The sequence below is a fragment of the Streptomyces sp. NPDC051211 genome, from assembly GCF_040689505.1.
In the GTDB taxonomy this organism is placed as follows: Bacteria; Actinomycetota; Actinomycetes; order Streptomycetales; family Streptomycetaceae; genus Streptomyces.
Window position 1 is genome coordinate 42,871 of sequence record NZ_JBFBAV010000015.1, and the last position, 15,466, is coordinate 58,336.

General features: G+C 74.4%; 9 protein-coding genes and 1 pseudogene. 2 read left to right on the forward strand and 8 right to left on the reverse strand.

The window, feature by feature from the left end; translation table 11 throughout:
• Positions 1-185: 185 nt before the first annotated feature.
• Positions 186-602: a BlaI/MecI/CopY family transcriptional regulator gene (locus tag AB0447_RS17115; protein ID WP_366477482.1), complete on the forward strand. Its 417-nt coding sequence runs from the start codon at positions 186-188 to the stop codon at positions 600-602.
• Positions 599-1,561 (forward strand): M56 family metallopeptidase, encoded by a 963-nt coding sequence (locus tag AB0447_RS17120; protein WP_366477483.1) that lies wholly within the window; start codon positions 599-601, stop codon positions 1,559-1,561. Before AB0447_RS17115 ends, AB0447_RS17120 begins: the two co-directional genes overlap by 4 nt.
• A gap of 7 nt (positions 1,562-1,568) precedes the next feature.
• On the opposite strand, the gene AB0447_RS17125 is transcribed toward AB0447_RS17120, so the two are convergent.
• The 8 genes and pseudogenes from AB0447_RS17125 to AB0447_RS17160 form a co-directional block, all read right to left on the reverse strand.
• Positions 1,569-2,033, reverse strand: coding sequence for a DUF4307 domain-containing protein (locus tag AB0447_RS17125; RefSeq protein WP_366477591.1), 465 nt, complete (start codon positions 2,031-2,033; stop codon positions 1,569-1,571).
• Positions 2,007-2,738, reverse strand: a pseudogene (locus AB0447_RS17130) (SURF1 family protein); the annotation flags it as partial. The pseudogene AB0447_RS17130 and the gene AB0447_RS17125, both read right to left, overlap by 27 nt.
• A complete protein-coding gene (locus tag AB0447_RS17135; protein ID WP_366477484.1) occupies positions 2,735-3,526 on the reverse strand; it encodes an alpha/beta fold hydrolase in 792 nt (263 codons plus the stop codon). The pseudogene AB0447_RS17130 and the gene AB0447_RS17135, both read right to left, overlap by 4 nt.
• Entirely contained in the window at positions 3,523-5,241 is a 1,719-nt protein-coding gene (locus AB0447_RS17140) for a condensation domain-containing protein (RefSeq protein WP_366477485.1), read from the reverse strand. Before AB0447_RS17140 ends, AB0447_RS17135 begins: the two co-directional genes overlap by 4 nt.
• 7 nt (positions 5,242-5,248) lie before the next feature.
• Positions 5,249-9,259 carry an amino acid adenylation domain-containing protein gene (locus AB0447_RS17145; protein WP_366477486.1) on the reverse strand — a complete coding sequence of 1,337 codons (4,011 nt, stop codon included), beginning with the start codon at positions 9,257-9,259 and terminating at the stop codon, positions 5,249-5,251.
• Positions 9,256-12,801: an amino acid adenylation domain-containing protein gene (locus AB0447_RS17150; protein WP_366477487.1), complete on the reverse strand. Its 3,546-nt coding sequence runs from the start codon at positions 12,799-12,801 to the stop codon at positions 9,256-9,258. Before AB0447_RS17150 ends, AB0447_RS17145 begins: the two co-directional genes overlap by 4 nt.
• A gap of 257 nt (positions 12,802-13,058) precedes the next feature.
• Positions 13,059-13,655 (reverse strand): LuxR C-terminal-related transcriptional regulator, encoded by a 597-nt coding sequence (locus AB0447_RS17155; protein ID WP_366477488.1) that lies wholly within the window; start codon positions 13,653-13,655, stop codon positions 13,059-13,061.
• Between the two features lie 215 nt (positions 13,656-13,870).
• Entirely contained in the window at positions 13,871-15,430 is a 1,560-nt protein-coding gene (locus tag AB0447_RS17160; RefSeq protein WP_366477489.1) for an MFS transporter, read from the reverse strand.
• Between the last annotated feature and the right edge of the window lie 36 nt (positions 15,431-15,466).

Sequence of the window (15,466 nt, forward strand, 5' to 3'; positions counted from 1 at the left end):
AGCCGTCCGGCCGAACGCCCGTCCCGCGCCATCCCGTTCCGCTCGTGTGCTTCCCGTCGCGCCGCTGTCACAGCGTCTCAAATCGCGGCGGCCGCTCACGGTCCCGCCCGCCGCACTACGATGATCCCCGGGGCGGAGTGCGTGACCAGCGCTTCCGCAGGGGGGCACGCGAAGGGGAGGCGCTCATGAGACGGCTGGGCGAGCTGGAGGCCGAGATCATGGACCGGCTGTGGCAGTGGCAGCGGCCCGCCACGGTCCGCGAACTCGTCGACGACATCAACCGGATCAGGCCGCTGGCCTACACCACCGTACTGACGGTCGCGGACGTCCTCTTCCGCAAGGGCTGGCTCCGCCGCGGCAAGAGCGGCCGGGCCTGGGCCTACGAACCGGTACGGAGCCGGGAGGACTACACGGCCGGTCTGATGCGGGACGCACTCGGCTGCACCTCGGACCGCCCGGCGGCGCTGCTGCGGTTCGTCGAGCACATGTCGGCGGAGGACGTCCGGGCCCTGGACGCCGCGCTGCGCGCCGTCGGGCGGCAGCCGGCGGGAGAGGGGCCGCGCGGCGGAGAGCCGGACCCGGACGGCGGCGCCCGACCATGAACCACCACATCGTCCCGCCCCTGGTCATCGCGGCGTGTACCGGCCTGGTGTGCCCGGGGCTGCTGGCGCGGGCGCGCTGGGTCCGGCAGGCGCCGCGGCTGGCCATCGTCGCCTGGGGCGTGCTGGTGGTCGCCTTCACCACGATGGTCGCCCTGGGCGCCATGCAGTTGATCCTTCCGTACGACAACGCCCACCGGCTGGCCAACCAGGCGCTGACCTGCCTGCCGTGGAGCGGCGAGCCGTGCGGCGGGACGGCCGGCGCGACGGCCGGCGGCCCGCACGGTGCGCACGGCACGGCCGTCGAGGCGGTGGACCGGGTGGCACTGGCCGCGGCCGCCGCCGTACTCGCGCTGCCCACCGCCGCGTTCTGCCGCGAGCTGCTCACCGCGCGGCGCCGGCGCGTCCGGCACGCGCGGGACCTCCGGCTGGTCGGCAGGGCCGACCGCGACCTGCGGGCCACCGTGGTCGCCCACGGCGAACCGGCCGTCTACTGCCTGCCGGGCCGCTCCGCCCAGATCGTGGTGACCACCGGCGCGATGAGCCTCCTCACCGAGGCGCAGCTGGCCGCCGCGCTGCGCCACGAGCGGGCGCACATCGCGGGCCGGCACCACATGGTGATCGGGGGCGTCGAGGCCTTCGGCAGGGTGTTCCGCGGCCTGCCGCTGACCCGGCTGGCCCGGGCCGAGGTTCCGCTGCTGCTCGAAATGACCGCGGACGACCACGCGTTGCGCCACTGCTCGCGCGACGTGCTGGCCACCGCCCTCTATTCGATGGCGGCCGGGCAGCCGGGGGACCGTGGGGCCTTCGCGGCCGGCGGCCCGTCCGCGGCCATCCGGATCGCCCGCATCCTCGACCGGCGCCGCCCCGGCTGCCCGGTCCTGCACGGCCTGACCTCCGTGGCCGTCACGGCCGGCCTCATGGTGCCGATCGCCACCAGCTGCTGCTTCGTCCTTTCCTGAATGCCGCTCAGCCCGCCGCCGCGTCCTGGCAGCCGACCAGTTCCACGGCGGTGGCCCGGCCCGTCGTGCGGAGCTGCACGTGCCGTTCCACGCTGTCGGCCTCTTCCGGGAAGCCCACGTCCTTGCGGGCCACCTCGCGGCCCGACTCCGACAGCGACCGCAGGGTGCACACCAGCACGGTGCCCCGGCCCTTGCGCACCGACACGTGGGCTTCGACGGACTCCGCCGAGACCACCTCGAACGCGACCAGCTCGCCGCTGTAACTGCGGCCGGAGAGGTACGCGGTGCCGCTCCAGATGAGGAAGCCGGCGGAGACGGCCGCGAGGACCAGCCCCGCGGTCTTCAGGATCCGGTCCTTCCGGGCGTCCGCGGAACGGTCCGGAGCGGGCCGGACGGAAGCGGGTTCGGGCCCGGTGCGAGGGGTGGGCGACGCGGGCGCCGCGCCGGCCGCCTCGCGGTCCCTGCGGCGCAGCCGGAACCACATGAACACGACGAACCCCGCGAAGACGAACCACTCCCCGGTGTAGCCGAGGTTCTGGAAGGCCTTCAGGTCCAGCCCGGCGCCCGCCGGACGCACCGGCGGCACCGCCCGCAGGCCGCCTGCCGGGTCGGCCAGCGTGAGCCACGCGTCGTGCACCTCGTACGGCACCAGGTTGACCAGAGAGGCCGCGCTGATGACGCCGAGCTGCCCGGCCGGCAGCCCCCCGGCCCGCACCCCCTTGGTGCGCTGGTGCTCCGAGGCCTGCAGGGCGCCCGTCACGGTGACCCGTCCCGCGGGCGGGGCCGGCACCGCGGCGGGGTCCGCCGGCCCCGGCAGCCAGCCGCGCACCACCGGTACGGCCGGGCCGCCGTCCGTGCGGAACAGCGTCAGCACGTAGCACCCGTACGCACCGTCCAGGCGGCGCTCGGGTACGAGGAACTGCGCGTCGGGGTCGTAGCGGCCGGCCGTGGTGGCGAGCCGGCCGACGGTCTCGGCGCTGACCGGCAGCATGGCGGTGAGCTGCCCGGCGGCCCGGCCGGCCGGCGCCTCCTGGTAGCGGCGGTACTCCTGGTCGGCCGCCACCCGGGCGGAGAACCGGTCGAGCTGCCAGCTGCCCATGACGAGGCAGAACGGCACGGCGAGCAGGGCGAACAGGTGAACGGCCCAGCGGCGGGGCCCGCGGTCGGATCGGTTCACGGCCGGGCGGATCCCCCGGTCGCGCGGCTCGTGCGGGCCGTGCGGCAGTCCGCTAGCCGCTCGGCGACCAGTGCCGCGATCTCCTGCATGATGCCGGTCAGGTAGAAGTGCCCGCCGGGGAACACGTCGAGGGTGTGGCCGCCGGTGGTGTGCCGGCACCAGTCGGCGGCCTCGTCGAGGGTCACCCGGTCGTCCGCCGCACCGACCAGGACGGCGACCGGGCAGCCGAGTTCCGGACCGGGCCGGTGCCGGTAGGTCTCGATCGCCTTGTAGTCGACCCGTACGGCGGGGAGTACCATCCGCAGCAGGTCCGGGTCGCCGAGCAGCTCCCCGTCGGTGCCGCCGAGCAGCCTCAGCTCCCCGGCCAGCCCCTCGTCGTCCAGCAGATGGGCCCATTCCTCGCGGTGCCGGGAGGGTGCCCGGCGGCCCGAGGCGAACAGCAGGGCCGCGGGCGCGCCCGCCTCGTGTTCGAGGCGGCGGGCCACCTCGTAGCCCACCACGGCCCCCATGCTGTGCCCGAACAGGGCCAGCGGCCGGTCGTCCAGCAGCGGCAGCAGGGCCGTCACGATTGCGTCCGCCAGGGCGTGCACCTCGTCGATCCCGGGCTCCCGGTGCCGGTCCTGCCGGCCGGGGTACTGCACGGCCAGTACCTCCACGTCCGGGTCGAGCGCCTGCGACAGCGGGAAGTAGAAGCCGGCCGCGCCGCCCGCGTGCGGGAAGCACAGCAGGCGGGCGGGGGACGCGCCGGAACCGTGGAACCGCCGGATCCACCGGCCGCCCGCCGTCATGCCCGCACCCCGGACGCGGAATCGGACACGGACCCGGACACGGACCCGGACCCGGACACGGACGTTGCCGGGACGGCCCCCGTGCGGATGCCGGAGGCCGCCCGGGACCAGGCGTCCGGCTGCCCCTCCGGGGCGGCGAGCGAGCGCAGCAGCGTCTCGTAGGAGCCGAGCATGGCGTCCATCAGCCCGGCCGGGAACAGCTCGTCCACCGCGTCCCAGGCCAGCACCACCCCGTCGTCGGTCCGGTAGACCTGGTGGTCCAGCCACACTTGCGGGGTCTGCGAGATCATCCAGCTCCACTCGCCGAGGGCCGCCCGGGCCTCGGGCGGCACGAAGGCCGAACCGAGGTTGCAGGCGAACACCACCGGCGCACCGACCCGTTTGCCGCGCCCGGCCCGCCGCAGGTCCTGGAGCACGTTCAGGGTCGAGTACTGGGCGTGCGAGGCGTTCTCCTGGAGCTGCCGCTGCAGCTCCAGGGCCCGCTCCGCGAACGGCACGGGCCGGCCCAGGTCCACGCCGAGCAGCACCAGGCTGGTGAAGTCCGCGACGAGGCCGCCGACTTCCGGGTCCAGCGGCTGCCGGTCGAACAGCGGCACGTTCAGCAGGAACGGCCCGTCCTCGCTCCACGCCCCGAGGACCTCCGCGTACGCGGTCGCCAGGACCATCGCCGGCGTCAGACCGTGCCGGGCCGCCCGGCCGGTGATCCGCTCCCAGGCGTCCGGTTCGAGGGTGAAGCTCCGCCGGGAGAACACCGGCCGCGCCACGTCCTCGGGCCGCACCGCCAGCGGGAGCAGCGGTCCGTTGGCCGGCATGCCGGCGACGCGGTCGCGCCAGAACGCGCGGGCGGCGGCCAGCGGGCTGCCGGCCGTGCCGGCGTCCCCGCAGGCGGCGCGGTGGTCCGCCAGGTAGCGGGGGAACGTGTACGAGGGGGCGGGGGCCAGCCCCGCCGGGTCCTGGTAGGCCGTGGCCAGATCGGCGAGGACGATCTCGATGCTGGCCACGTCCGCCACGAGCAGGTCGACCCCGAAGTGGATCCGGGTGCGGCCGGCCGGCAGCAACGACAGCTGTACGTCGAGCACTTCGCCGGCCGTCACGTCGAACACCCGGTGGGAGAGCCGGTCGCGCACCTCGCCGAGGTGCCGCTCGGCCTTCTCCGGTGCGGCGCCGGAGAGGTCGTACACGGTCAGACCCGCCCACGGAGTGGCGGGCAGGATCTGCTGGCGCCCGTCGTCCGTGAACCTGGCCCGCAGCATGCCGTGCCGGGCGATGACCTGCCGTACGGCTTCCTCGAGCCGGCCGGGTTCGATGCCGCTGCCGTCGAACTCCAGGTAGGCGTGGCAGCCGACGCCGCCGAGGGCCATTTCCGCGCGTCGTCCGATCCAGTAGGCGCGCTGGACCGGGGTCAGGGCGAAGGGGGCCCCCTCGTCGACCCGTTCGCGCGGGGCGGGTGGCTGCTCCGCGGTGCCGGGTGGCGGTGCCGCGGAGTTCCGGCCGGCCGTCAGCAGGGCGTACCAGGCGTCCACGGTCGGCTCCTGCGCCAGCAGGCGGAAGGTCACGGCGACGCCGGTCCGGCGCCAGCCGCCGGCCAGCTGCATCATGCGGATGGAGTCCATCCCGTGCTCGATCAGGTTGGCCGAGTCCGGGATCGACCCGGCGTCCGCCCCGAGCACCGCGGCCACCGCGCGCCGCACCTCGTCCTTCGACAGTTCGTCCATGGGTCAGTCAGTTCCTGTCCTGCGGGAGGGTGGCGGTGAGCCAGTCCGCGGCCCGCTCGGTGAGGGCGGGGAGTGCATCGGGGCCGACGATCGTGTAGTGGTCGTACGGCCGGACGTCCGCCTCGATGCCGGGGCAGAGGTCCCGCCAGGCGGCCACCGGGTCGGGGCGGTCGACCTCGCCGGCCACGAACAGCAGCGCCGGCACCTCGGACTTGTCCGGCCGGTACGCGTCCAGGACCGCGAGGTTGTGCGCGTGCACGCGCATCAGCAGTTCGTACTGGCGCACCCCGGCCTCGGCGGGCAGCCAGCCGTGCCGGGCGGCCGCCTCGGCCCCGGCCTCCACGAGCCGGCCGGCGGGGGCGGCGCGTACGGTGTCCCGCGCGGCGGGGGGCAGGACGCCCCCGGCCAGGTCACCGAGGAACGCCAGGTGCCGGTCGGCCTCGGTGGCGGGGGAGCGGTCCTCCGTGAGATCGCTGTCGATCATGAACAGGGCGGTCCGGTGGCCCTGTTCGGCCAGTTGGCGGGCGACCTCGTAGGCGAGCACCCCGCCCATGGACCAGCCGCCCAGCGCGTACGGGCCCGCGGGGCGCACCTGCTGGAGCTCCTCGCGGTACTCCCGCGCCATCGTCTCCAGGTCGGGGGCGAGGGCCGCCGCGGTCCCTTCGGCGAGGGCGCGGCTCTGGAAGGCGTGGACCGGGCCCGGCCAGGAGCGGGCCAGCCCGGTGTAGCTGGTGACGGAGCCGCCCACCGGGTGGAAGAGGAACAGCTCGCCGCCGGCGCGGTCGCCACCGCTGCCGCCGTCGCCGCCGGTTCCGGGGGAGAGGAGGACCCGGCAGGCCGAGGCCCGGGCCGGTGAGGTGTCGGCGATGAGCGCGGCGAGTCCGGCGACCGTCGGCGCCTCGAAGACCTGCCCGAACGGCAGCTCGACGCCCAGATCGGTCCGGATGCGGTTGACCAGCCGCAGGGCCAGGAGCGAGTTGCCGCCCAGCGCGAAGAAGTCGTCGTCCGGTCCGATCCCGGGGACGCCCAGCAGTTCCGACCAGAGCCGGCTCAGCGTCTCCTGGAGCCCGCCGTCGGCCGCGGCCGGCCGCGGGCCGGCGGGGCGTTCCTCCACCGCCAGCCGGGCCAGCACCCCGGCCACGTCCACCTTGCCGTTGGCGGAGAGCGGCAGCCGGTCCAGGACGTGCACCTGACCGGGCACCAGGTAGTGCGGGAGCCGCGACCGCAGGTGGGCCAGGATGTCCCGGCCGGCCGGCGCCGCACCCTCGTGCGGGACGACGAGCGCCACCAGGCGCCGCTGCCCGCCGGGCGCCCGCACGCCGTCGACCACGCAGTCGCGGACCGCCGGATGCTCCCGGACGGCCGCCTCCACCTCGCCGGGTTCCACCCGGAACCCCTGGATCTTGAGCTGCCGGTCCTCCCGGCCCAGGAACTCGATGGTGCCGTCCGGCCGGTAGCAGCCGAGGTCGCCCGTCCAGTACAGCCGCTCGCCGGTACCGGGGTGCCGGATGAACCGCTCCGCGGTCCGCGCCTCGTCGGCCCAGTAGCCGGCGCCGAGTCCCGCACCGCCGATGTGGATCCGGCCGACGGCCCAGGGCGGGCGGAGCTCCAGCCGGTGGTCGAGCACCCGCATCGTCTGGTTCCGCAGCGGGACGCCGTACGGAATGCTCGGCCAGGCCGGGTCGACCTCGCCGATCTCGTGGATGTTCGACCAGATCGACGCCTCGGTCGCACCGCCCATCGCGATCAGCCGGACCTCCGGCCACCGCGAACGCAGCAGCTCCGGCAGGGTGGTGGGGATCCAGTCGCCGCTCATCAGGAAGGCCCGGACCGGCGGCGGGCATGCGCCCACGGCCTCGGCCAGCATCTGGGCGAGGGCCGGCACCGAGTTCCACACGGTCACCCCGTACGCGGCCGCGGTCCGGGCCCAGCCCACCGGGTCGGGACGGGAGGCGGCCGCCGGGAGCACCAGGGCCGCCCCGGCGGCCAGCGTGCCGAACACGTCCCACACGGACAGGTCGAAACTCAGCGAGGAGATGCCGAAGACCCGGTCGGCGGCGTCGAGCACCACCCGCTCGTTGACGTCGGCGACGGTGTTGACGGCCGCCCGGTGCTCGATCATGACGCCCTTGGGCAGACCGGTGGAACCGGAGGTGTAGATGACGTACGCGAGGTCCGCGGGCCCGCCCGCCGGCTGGAAGGGCTCCGTCGCCGGGGGCTCGTCCGGCAGCGGATCCGCCGCGTCCACCGCCAGCAGCGGCCGTGCGCCCAGCGCTTCGGCGGGCGGGAGGGTGTGCGACTGGACCAGCACCGCCGGAGCGGCACAGGTGTCCAGCAGGTGGGCGATCCGGTCGGCCGGCAGCCCGGCGTCGACGGGACAGTAGGCCGCCCCGGACCGCAGGACGCCGAGGACGGCGACGACCTGCTCCCAGCCCTTGGCCATCACCACCGGCACCACGGTGCCGGGGCCGGCGCCCAGGCCGCGCAGCCAGGACGCCACCGCACGCGAACGGGCCTCCAGCTCCCCGTAGGTGAGCGTGCGGCGCTCGCTGAGGACGGCCACCGCCTCCGGGTGCAGGGCGGCCCGGCGCAGGAAGCCGTCCTCCAGGCGCTCCGAAGGGGCCGGCGCGGCGGCCGCGTTCAGGGCCTCGACGACCGACCGGTGGGCGGCCGGCACCGGGTCGGGCTCCGCCCCGGCGGCGTCCGGCCCGGCCAGCTGCTCCAGCATCCGCCCGTACGCCTCGAACATCAGGTCCGGCAGACCGGGCGGGAAGGCCGCGTCGACCACGTCCCAGACGCAGTCGACCCCGCCGCGGGCCCCGTCGTGGAGCTGGTTGTCGACCAGCACCTGCGGGGTGCGCAGATCGCCGTCCAGCTCCCGGCAGACCAGGCGCTCCGTGCCCGCGGGCGCCGGGGCCGCCCCGGCCGCCGCGGTCGGCGCCAGCATGCTGGTGAAGACGTACGGCAGGGCCGCACGCGAGGTCCAGCCGTGCCGGGCCGCCAGCTCGCGGGTGATCCGTACGCCGGCCACGTCCGCGTTCTGCAGGTCCCGCATGACCTGCTTCTGCAGGATCCGGGCCCGCTCCCAGAAGTCCGCGGACCCGCTCAGGTCCACCTCCAGCGGCAGGGTCGCCCCGAACTGGCCCACCACATCGGCCATGTCGGTCCGCGCGGACGCCCAGTTGCGGTGCAGCATGTTCAGGCTGAACCGGGGAGCGTCCGCCCAGGCGCCGAGCACCTCGGCGAACACGTGCAGGAGCGCGGTCGTCGGCAGGACCTTGTGCCGCCGGGCGGCCGTGCACAGCCGCCGCCACTGGTCGGCGGTGAGGCGGTGGGTGCGGCGCCGGAAGCGGACGGAGGCGATGGCTGAGGGCTGCACCGCGAGCGGCAGCCGGGGCGCGTCCGGCAGGGTGTCCAGCCGGTCCTCCCAGTACCGCCACTGCTCCTGGTGGGCGGCGGAGTTCTGCTCGGCGAGCAGCTGTGTCAGGCAGGCCCGGTAGGACGCGGCCGGTGGGGGCAGCTGGGCGGCCGGGTCGTGGTAGTACGTCCGCCACTCGTCCATGACCCGGCGGATGCCGCGGCCGTCCAGGAGCAGGAGACTCATCGAGATGTGCACGCGGTACCGGCGCTCGCGGACGCGCTGGACGACGATCTCGAACAGCGGCCAGTGCGTCGGATCCACGCCCTCCTCGCACATGCGCTCCCGGGTGGCCAGCAGCGCGGCCTGCCGCCCGTCCTCGTCGAGGGCGGTGAGGTCCGTCCACCGCAGCGGTGCCGGCCCGGTCTCCGCCTCCGGCAGGACCCGCTGGGTGCCGGCCGGGTCGATCACCACCCGCAGGTGGGCGTGGCGGCGGAGCAGCGTGTCGAGGGCCCGTGCGGCCCGGGCCGGGTCGAGGTTCACCACGTCGAGTTCGGTGTAGTAGCTCGGCCGGAATCCGCCGAGCTCGACCATGCGGGACATCCCGACGAGATAGCCCTCCTGGAGCGGAGTCAGCGGGAAGGGCTCGTACTCGGTCATGCGCCCGTCCCCGCTTCGAGGGACAGGGCCACGGCCAGCTCCTTGATGGTCGGAGCCTCGAACAGCATGTCGATCGCCTCGTCGCCGGCCTTGTCGATGCCGAGCTCGGTGCGCAGCCGGCCGGCGATCCGGACCGCGTGGAGCGAGTCGCCGCCGAGGTCGAAGAAGTTGTCCTCGGTGCCGAAGTTGCCGTGGCCCAGCGCATCGGACCAGATCGCGTACAGGTGCTGTTCCAGCTCGGACAGCGGTACGGCGCGCTCCGCCGGAGCCGGCTCGGACCAGGGCGAGGGCAGGGCGGACCGGTCGACCTTGCCGTTGGCGCTCAGCGGGATCTCGTCGAGGACCAGGAAGTGGTGCGGAACCATGTAGTCGGGCAGCAGCTCGCCCAGGGCGCCCGCCAGGGCGGTCACGTCGACCGGGTGCGCCGCGGCCGCGTTCCCGCCGGGGGCCCCGGCGAGCAGGACGTGCTGGGCCAGTGCGTCCACGACGGGCTCGCCCTCGGGTACGGGGGCGATCCTCGCGAAGCCGGCGGCCGTCAGCTGCTCGCGCCACTCGGGTACCGACAGCAGGGTGGCCGCGCGCTGGTCCTGGTAGTTCCCGAAGCCTTCGAGGAAGGCGAAACTGATCATGTTGAGCGGGGAGTTGACCGTGCCCTCGATGGCGACGAGCAGCCCGCCGGGGGCGAGCAGGCCGCGGATCCGCTCCAGGCTGCGGCCCAGGTTCTTGGCGTCGTGCAGCACGTTCGCCGCGACGACCACGTCCACGCTGCCGGGTGCCAGACCCTGCTCCGCCGGATCGCCGTCGATGTCGAACAGGCTGTAGTCGACGAAGGGATAGACCCCGTCGTAACGCTTCCTGGCCTGCTCGGTGAAGGCGGTGGAGAGGTCCGTGAAGCGGTACGAGACCCGGTCGGCAGGCAGCCCCGCCAGTACCTCGTTGGCGGTGGAGCCGGTGCCCGCGCCGACCTCCAGGACGCGGACGGTGCGTCCGGCCGGGAACTGCCGGGCGAACGCGCCGACGGCGCGGGCGGCGATCCTGTTCTGCAGCCGGGCCGCCGGGTTGGTCGCGTACGCGGCTTCGGTCACCCGCCAGTCGCCGTCGGGGAGCAGCAGGTTCAGGGGGCGGGTGGTGCCGCGCAGCAGGGGCAGCTGGCGTTCGATGCAGGAGGTGAAGTAGTCGAGGAGCACCCGGTCCGGGCCGGCGGCGGTGAGGGTGCCGAGGGCGGCCTCGATCTCCCGGCCCAGCGCGTCGGCGTCGAGGGCACGGCCGGTGCGGTACTCGCCGGGGCGGCCGGTGGCGGTCAGGACGCCCCGCTCGGCCAGGACCCCGGCCCACTGGCCGACCAGGCCCCGGTACAGCAGCCGGAGGCCCCCGCCCTCGACGATCCCGTCGACGGTGGCGGTCGCACCCGGGGCGGTGAAGAAGCCGAGCCGGGCGAAGGAGTGGGCCATGACGGTCGGCGCGAGGGATTCCAGGCGGTGCCAGACCTCGCGGAACGTGGCGATGGCCGGGGCGAGTTCGGCCGCGGCGCGGTGCAGCTCGGTGTGGGCCGCTTCGAGCACGGCCGGCCAGGAGACTCCGGCGGAGACCTCCTCGGCGGAGACCTCCTCGCCGGTGGCGGTGGCGGTGGCGGTGGCGGTGGCGGAGTCCGGCGCGGCCGGGCCGGCGGAGTTCTTTGCCGCTGCCGCCGCCTTGCCCTCGGGGATCACATAGGCGACGAGCTGCCCGCGGTTTCCGGCCGGGTTGGTGTCGACGGTGACGAGCGCCTCGCGCACGCCCGCCTGGCGGCGCAGCACGGCCGCGATCTCGTCGAGTTCGATGCGGTAGCCGTTGACCTTGACCTGGCTGTCCTCGCGGCCGAGGAACTCGATGTCGCCGCCCGCCAGATAGCGGCCCAGGTCGCCGGTGCGGTACAGGGTCTCGCCGGTGGCCGGGTGCACGAGGAACCGCTCGGCGGTCCGCACCGGGTCGGCCCAGTAGCCCTTGGCGACACCGGTGCCGCCGATGTAGATCTCACCGGTCGTCCACACCGGGCACGGGTCCAGCCGGTGGTCGAGCACCTGGAGGGTCTGGTTGGCGAGGGGCTTGCCGTACGGGATCCGCGGCCATTCGGCGGGGACTTCGCCGATCGGGTGGTGGACCGACCAGATGGATGCCTCGGTGGCGCCGCCGAGGCTGATGACCTGCGCGTCCGGGTACGGGGTGCGCAGCGCGTCCGGCAGCGTGACCGGGATCCAGTCGCCGCTGAGGAGCACCAGGCGCAGCGGGGCCGCGGCCGGCACCGGGGTGGGGGAGTCCAGCCACAGGCGCAGCAGGGCGGGCACCGAGTTCCAGACGGTGATGCCGTGCCGGTCCACCAGGTGCGACCAGTGCTCCGGGTCGTGGGCGCGGCCCGGGGCGGGCAGGACGACCGCGGCACCGGCGGCCAGGGCGCCGAACACGTCGTACACGGACAGGTCGAAGCTGAGGGAGGAGAGGGCGAGCACCCGGTCGGCGGGTCCCACGGCGAAGCGCGCGTTGATGTCCTGGACGGTGTTGGCCGCCCCGCGGTGGTCGATGACCACGCCCTTCGGGCGGCCGGTGGAGCCCGAGGTGAAGATGACGTACGCCAGGTCGTCGGGGGTGGGCGCGGTCTCCAGCGGGCCGGCGTCGGCCTGGCGCACCTCCTCGTCCCGGAGCGTCACCAGGCGGATGCCGTCGGGCCATTCGAGGGTGTCGCGCAGCCGCGGGGTGGTCACGACGGTCTGGACGCGGCCCTGCTCCAGCAGCTGCGCGCGGCGCGCGGCGGGCCAGCCGGGGTCGACGGGGAGGTACGCGGCATGGGAGAGGGTGACGCCGAGCACGGCGGGCACCTGGTCGAGGCACTTGTCCACGACCACGCCGACGAGCCGGCCCGGGGTGGCGCCCAGTTCGGTGAGCCGGCGGGCCAGCCGGCGGGCCGCGTCCACCGTCTCGGCGTAGGTCAGCTGCCCGTCGTCGGCGATGACGGCGACGGCGTCGGGGGTTTCGGCGGCCCGGGCCTCGACGAGGCCGCAGAGCGTGGCGGCGGGCAGGTCGGCGGCGGTGCCGTTGGCCTCGGCCCGCTCGGCGGTCTGCCACCGGGGCAGCCGGGTGAGCCGGTCGGAGGCGTCCCAGCAGTCGGGTTCCCGCGCCAGCCGCTCCAGCAGAGCGGTGCACACGGAGACGAGGTCGGCGGGGAACCCGGCGGGGTACTGCGCCGCGCTGATCTCCCAGGTGACGCTGAGGACGCCGTTCCGTTCGGCGTAGCGGCAGCGGAGGCCGGACTCCTCGCCCGGGGCGGGGGAGGAGGCGGGCGCGTGTGACGGGGAGGGGGCGGCCAGCTGCTGCTGGATGCGTTCCGCGCGCACGGCGAAGGTGTCGCCGGGGCGTACGTCGAAGGCGAGCGGGTGTGCCGGGCCGAAGCCGGCGGCGTCCAGGCCCAAGGAGAACTCGGGTTGCGCGGACCACAGGCGGAGCACCTCGGCAGCGGCTGTCAGCAGGACCGCGGCCGGGCTCAGACATCGCCCGTTCGCTGTTTGCACGAGGATATTCCACTCGTCCTTGAAGTCCTGGGTGTGACGGAATACCGAATCGGTGCCAGGAGCTCCGAAAGGCGAGGGAGAGGGCATCTCCGGTGCCGGGTGTGCGGCCGTGATGCGGAGTTCCATTCCGCTGTCGAGCATTTCGGCAAGGCGGTTTTGAGCCATGTGTGATTCCCCCGTGCGTGAGATTCGAAGGGCGCGTGGCGAGACGGCGGGCAGCGGGCGGGTAAGCGGGCGGGTGGCGCGTGGGGAGAGCGTCAGGAGACGTCTCTGCCCACGTCGCTCAGCTCCAGCAGCCCGGTGCGCAGGGCGACGGCGAGGGCCGAAGTCCGGTTCTGGCACTGCAGTTTGCCCATGACATTGGCGAGGTGGCGCTTCACGCCGTGCTCGCTGATGCCCATGGCGCGCGCGATCTGGCGGTTGCTCATCCCCTGGGCCACGCCCCAGAGGGTCTCCGTCTCGCGTTCGGTGAGTTTCGGCCGCCGGCCCTCGGCCTCCGGTGCGCCGGAGGCGAGGCGGACGACCTGGCGCAGGGCCTCGGGCGATACGGCGACGGTGCCGCGCCGGTGCGGTGTGAGCACCTCGTGGAGCGCGGCGCTCTGCAGGTCCTCCAGGCGCAGCACCACATCGGCGAGCACCCATTGGGCCGTGTCGAGCTGGTCCTGCATCAGAGAGCGCAGGACCAGCACGACGTGGGTGGCCGGATCGGAGAGCAGCGGACCGAGCCGGGACAGGTCCCGGACGCCCACGCCCGACGAGAGGACGAGCGTCAGGGGCCGGGCTACGCGGTCCAGCGGAATGTCGGCGGCGGAGGCGGCCGATATGACGAGATCGGGCCGCGTGCCGGGCTCCACGAACCGCCGCAGTAAGGCGCGTGAGGCGGGATCGGGATCGACGACGAGGATGGTACTACACTCCCCGTCCCTGTCTTTATTTCCCTCTTGCATTGTTTCTCCCCCGGTAGGCATTTCAGCCAAAACACGGGATCTACTATTGATCATAGGGGTCGAGGGAGTCAAGTGTTCGGTTCCGCTAGGAATGTTTGCTCAAGCGATGCTGCCGGGCTCTGCTAGTGGGCGAACACCGGGCCCGCGGACGGGTCGGGCTTCCCCTTGGGCAGGAGGGTCAGGCCGGCCGCGCCGGCCACGGCCGCGATGACCGCGCAGGCGGTGAAGGCGCTGCCGAACCCGTCGACCGACGGAGCCGCACCACCCTCCAGGCTGGCCCCGGCCACCGCCGCGACCACCGCGATGCCCAGGGACGCGCCCAGCTCGTGGCAGGTGTTGACCAGGCCGGAGCCCAGTCCCGCGTCCTGGTGCTCGACGCCGTGCATGGCGCTGGTGATGGCGCAGATGAAGCCGGCGCCGAGGCCGAGGCCGAGCAGGACGAACCCGGGCACGAGCTGGGTCCACGCGTTGCCGTCCCGCTCCAGGCCGGTCAGCAGCAGTGCCCCGGCCACGGCGACCGCCATGCCGCCGCCCGCGGTCGTCCGCCAGCCCAGCCGCGCCACGGCCTGCGAACCGAAGTGCGCGCCCACGGTGGTGGCGAGGGCCACCGGCAGGAACATCAGGCCGGTGCGCAGCGCGCTGAAGCCGAGCACGTGCTGGAGGTAGAGGGAGCAGAGGAAGAACGCCGAGATCAGCACGCCGGACGCGGCGAGCATCAGCAGGCAGCCGCCGATCAGCGAGCGCCGGGCGAGGAACGGCAGCCGGACCAGGGGCGCGGCGGCGGACCGCTCCGCGGCCACGAACAGGGCTGCCCCGACCAGCGCGCCCAGCAGCGGAAGCCAGGCGGACAGGTCGCCGAAGCCGTGGTCCCGGGCCTGGACGAGGCCGTAGATGAGCAGGGCGGGGGTGGCCGTCATGGTCAGCGCGCCCGGCAGGTCGACCCCGGCGGGCGCCGCGCCGTGACCGTGGCCGTGCCCGTGCTTCTGTCCGTGGCCGTGGCCGTGGCCGTGTTCCTGTCCGTGACCGTGTGCCGGCGCGTGTCCGTGTCCGTGGCCGGCGGCCGACACCTCCTTGACCAGTCCCGGCACCGCCACCAGGACGACGAGCCCGATCGGTACGTTGACGAAGAAGATCCACTCCCAGCCCGGCCCCGACACCAGCACCCCGCCGAGCAGGACGCCGAAGGCGGCTCCCGTGCCGCCGATCGCGGCCCACACGCCCAGCGCGCGGTTGCGCTCCGCCCCTTCGAACACCGTCATGATCAGCGCCATGGCGGCCGGCGACATGAGCGCGGCGCCGACGCCCTGTACGGACCGCGCGGTGATCAGTACGCCGCCGCTCTCGGCCAGCCCGCAGACCAGCGAGGCCACGGTGAACAGCGCCAGTCCGGTGAGGAACATCAGGCGGCGGCCCAGCAGGTCGCCCAGCCGGCCGCCGAGCAGCAGCAGGCTGCCGAAGAAGAGCGTGTACGCGGTGACGATCCAGGTCAGCGAGCCCGCGTCGAGGCCGAGTTGGCCTCCGATGGTCGGGAGGGCGACGTTCACCACGGTCACGTCGACGATGAGCATGAACTGTGCCATGCACAGCAGGGCGAGGATCAGCCAGCGGCGTGGGTCCGGCGGTGCGGCGGCGGGCGCGCCGTGGTGGTGCTGCGCGGTCGCGGCGTGATGGTCCGGGTTCACCGCAAGCTCCTTAACTTGAACAATGCTGTCAGGATT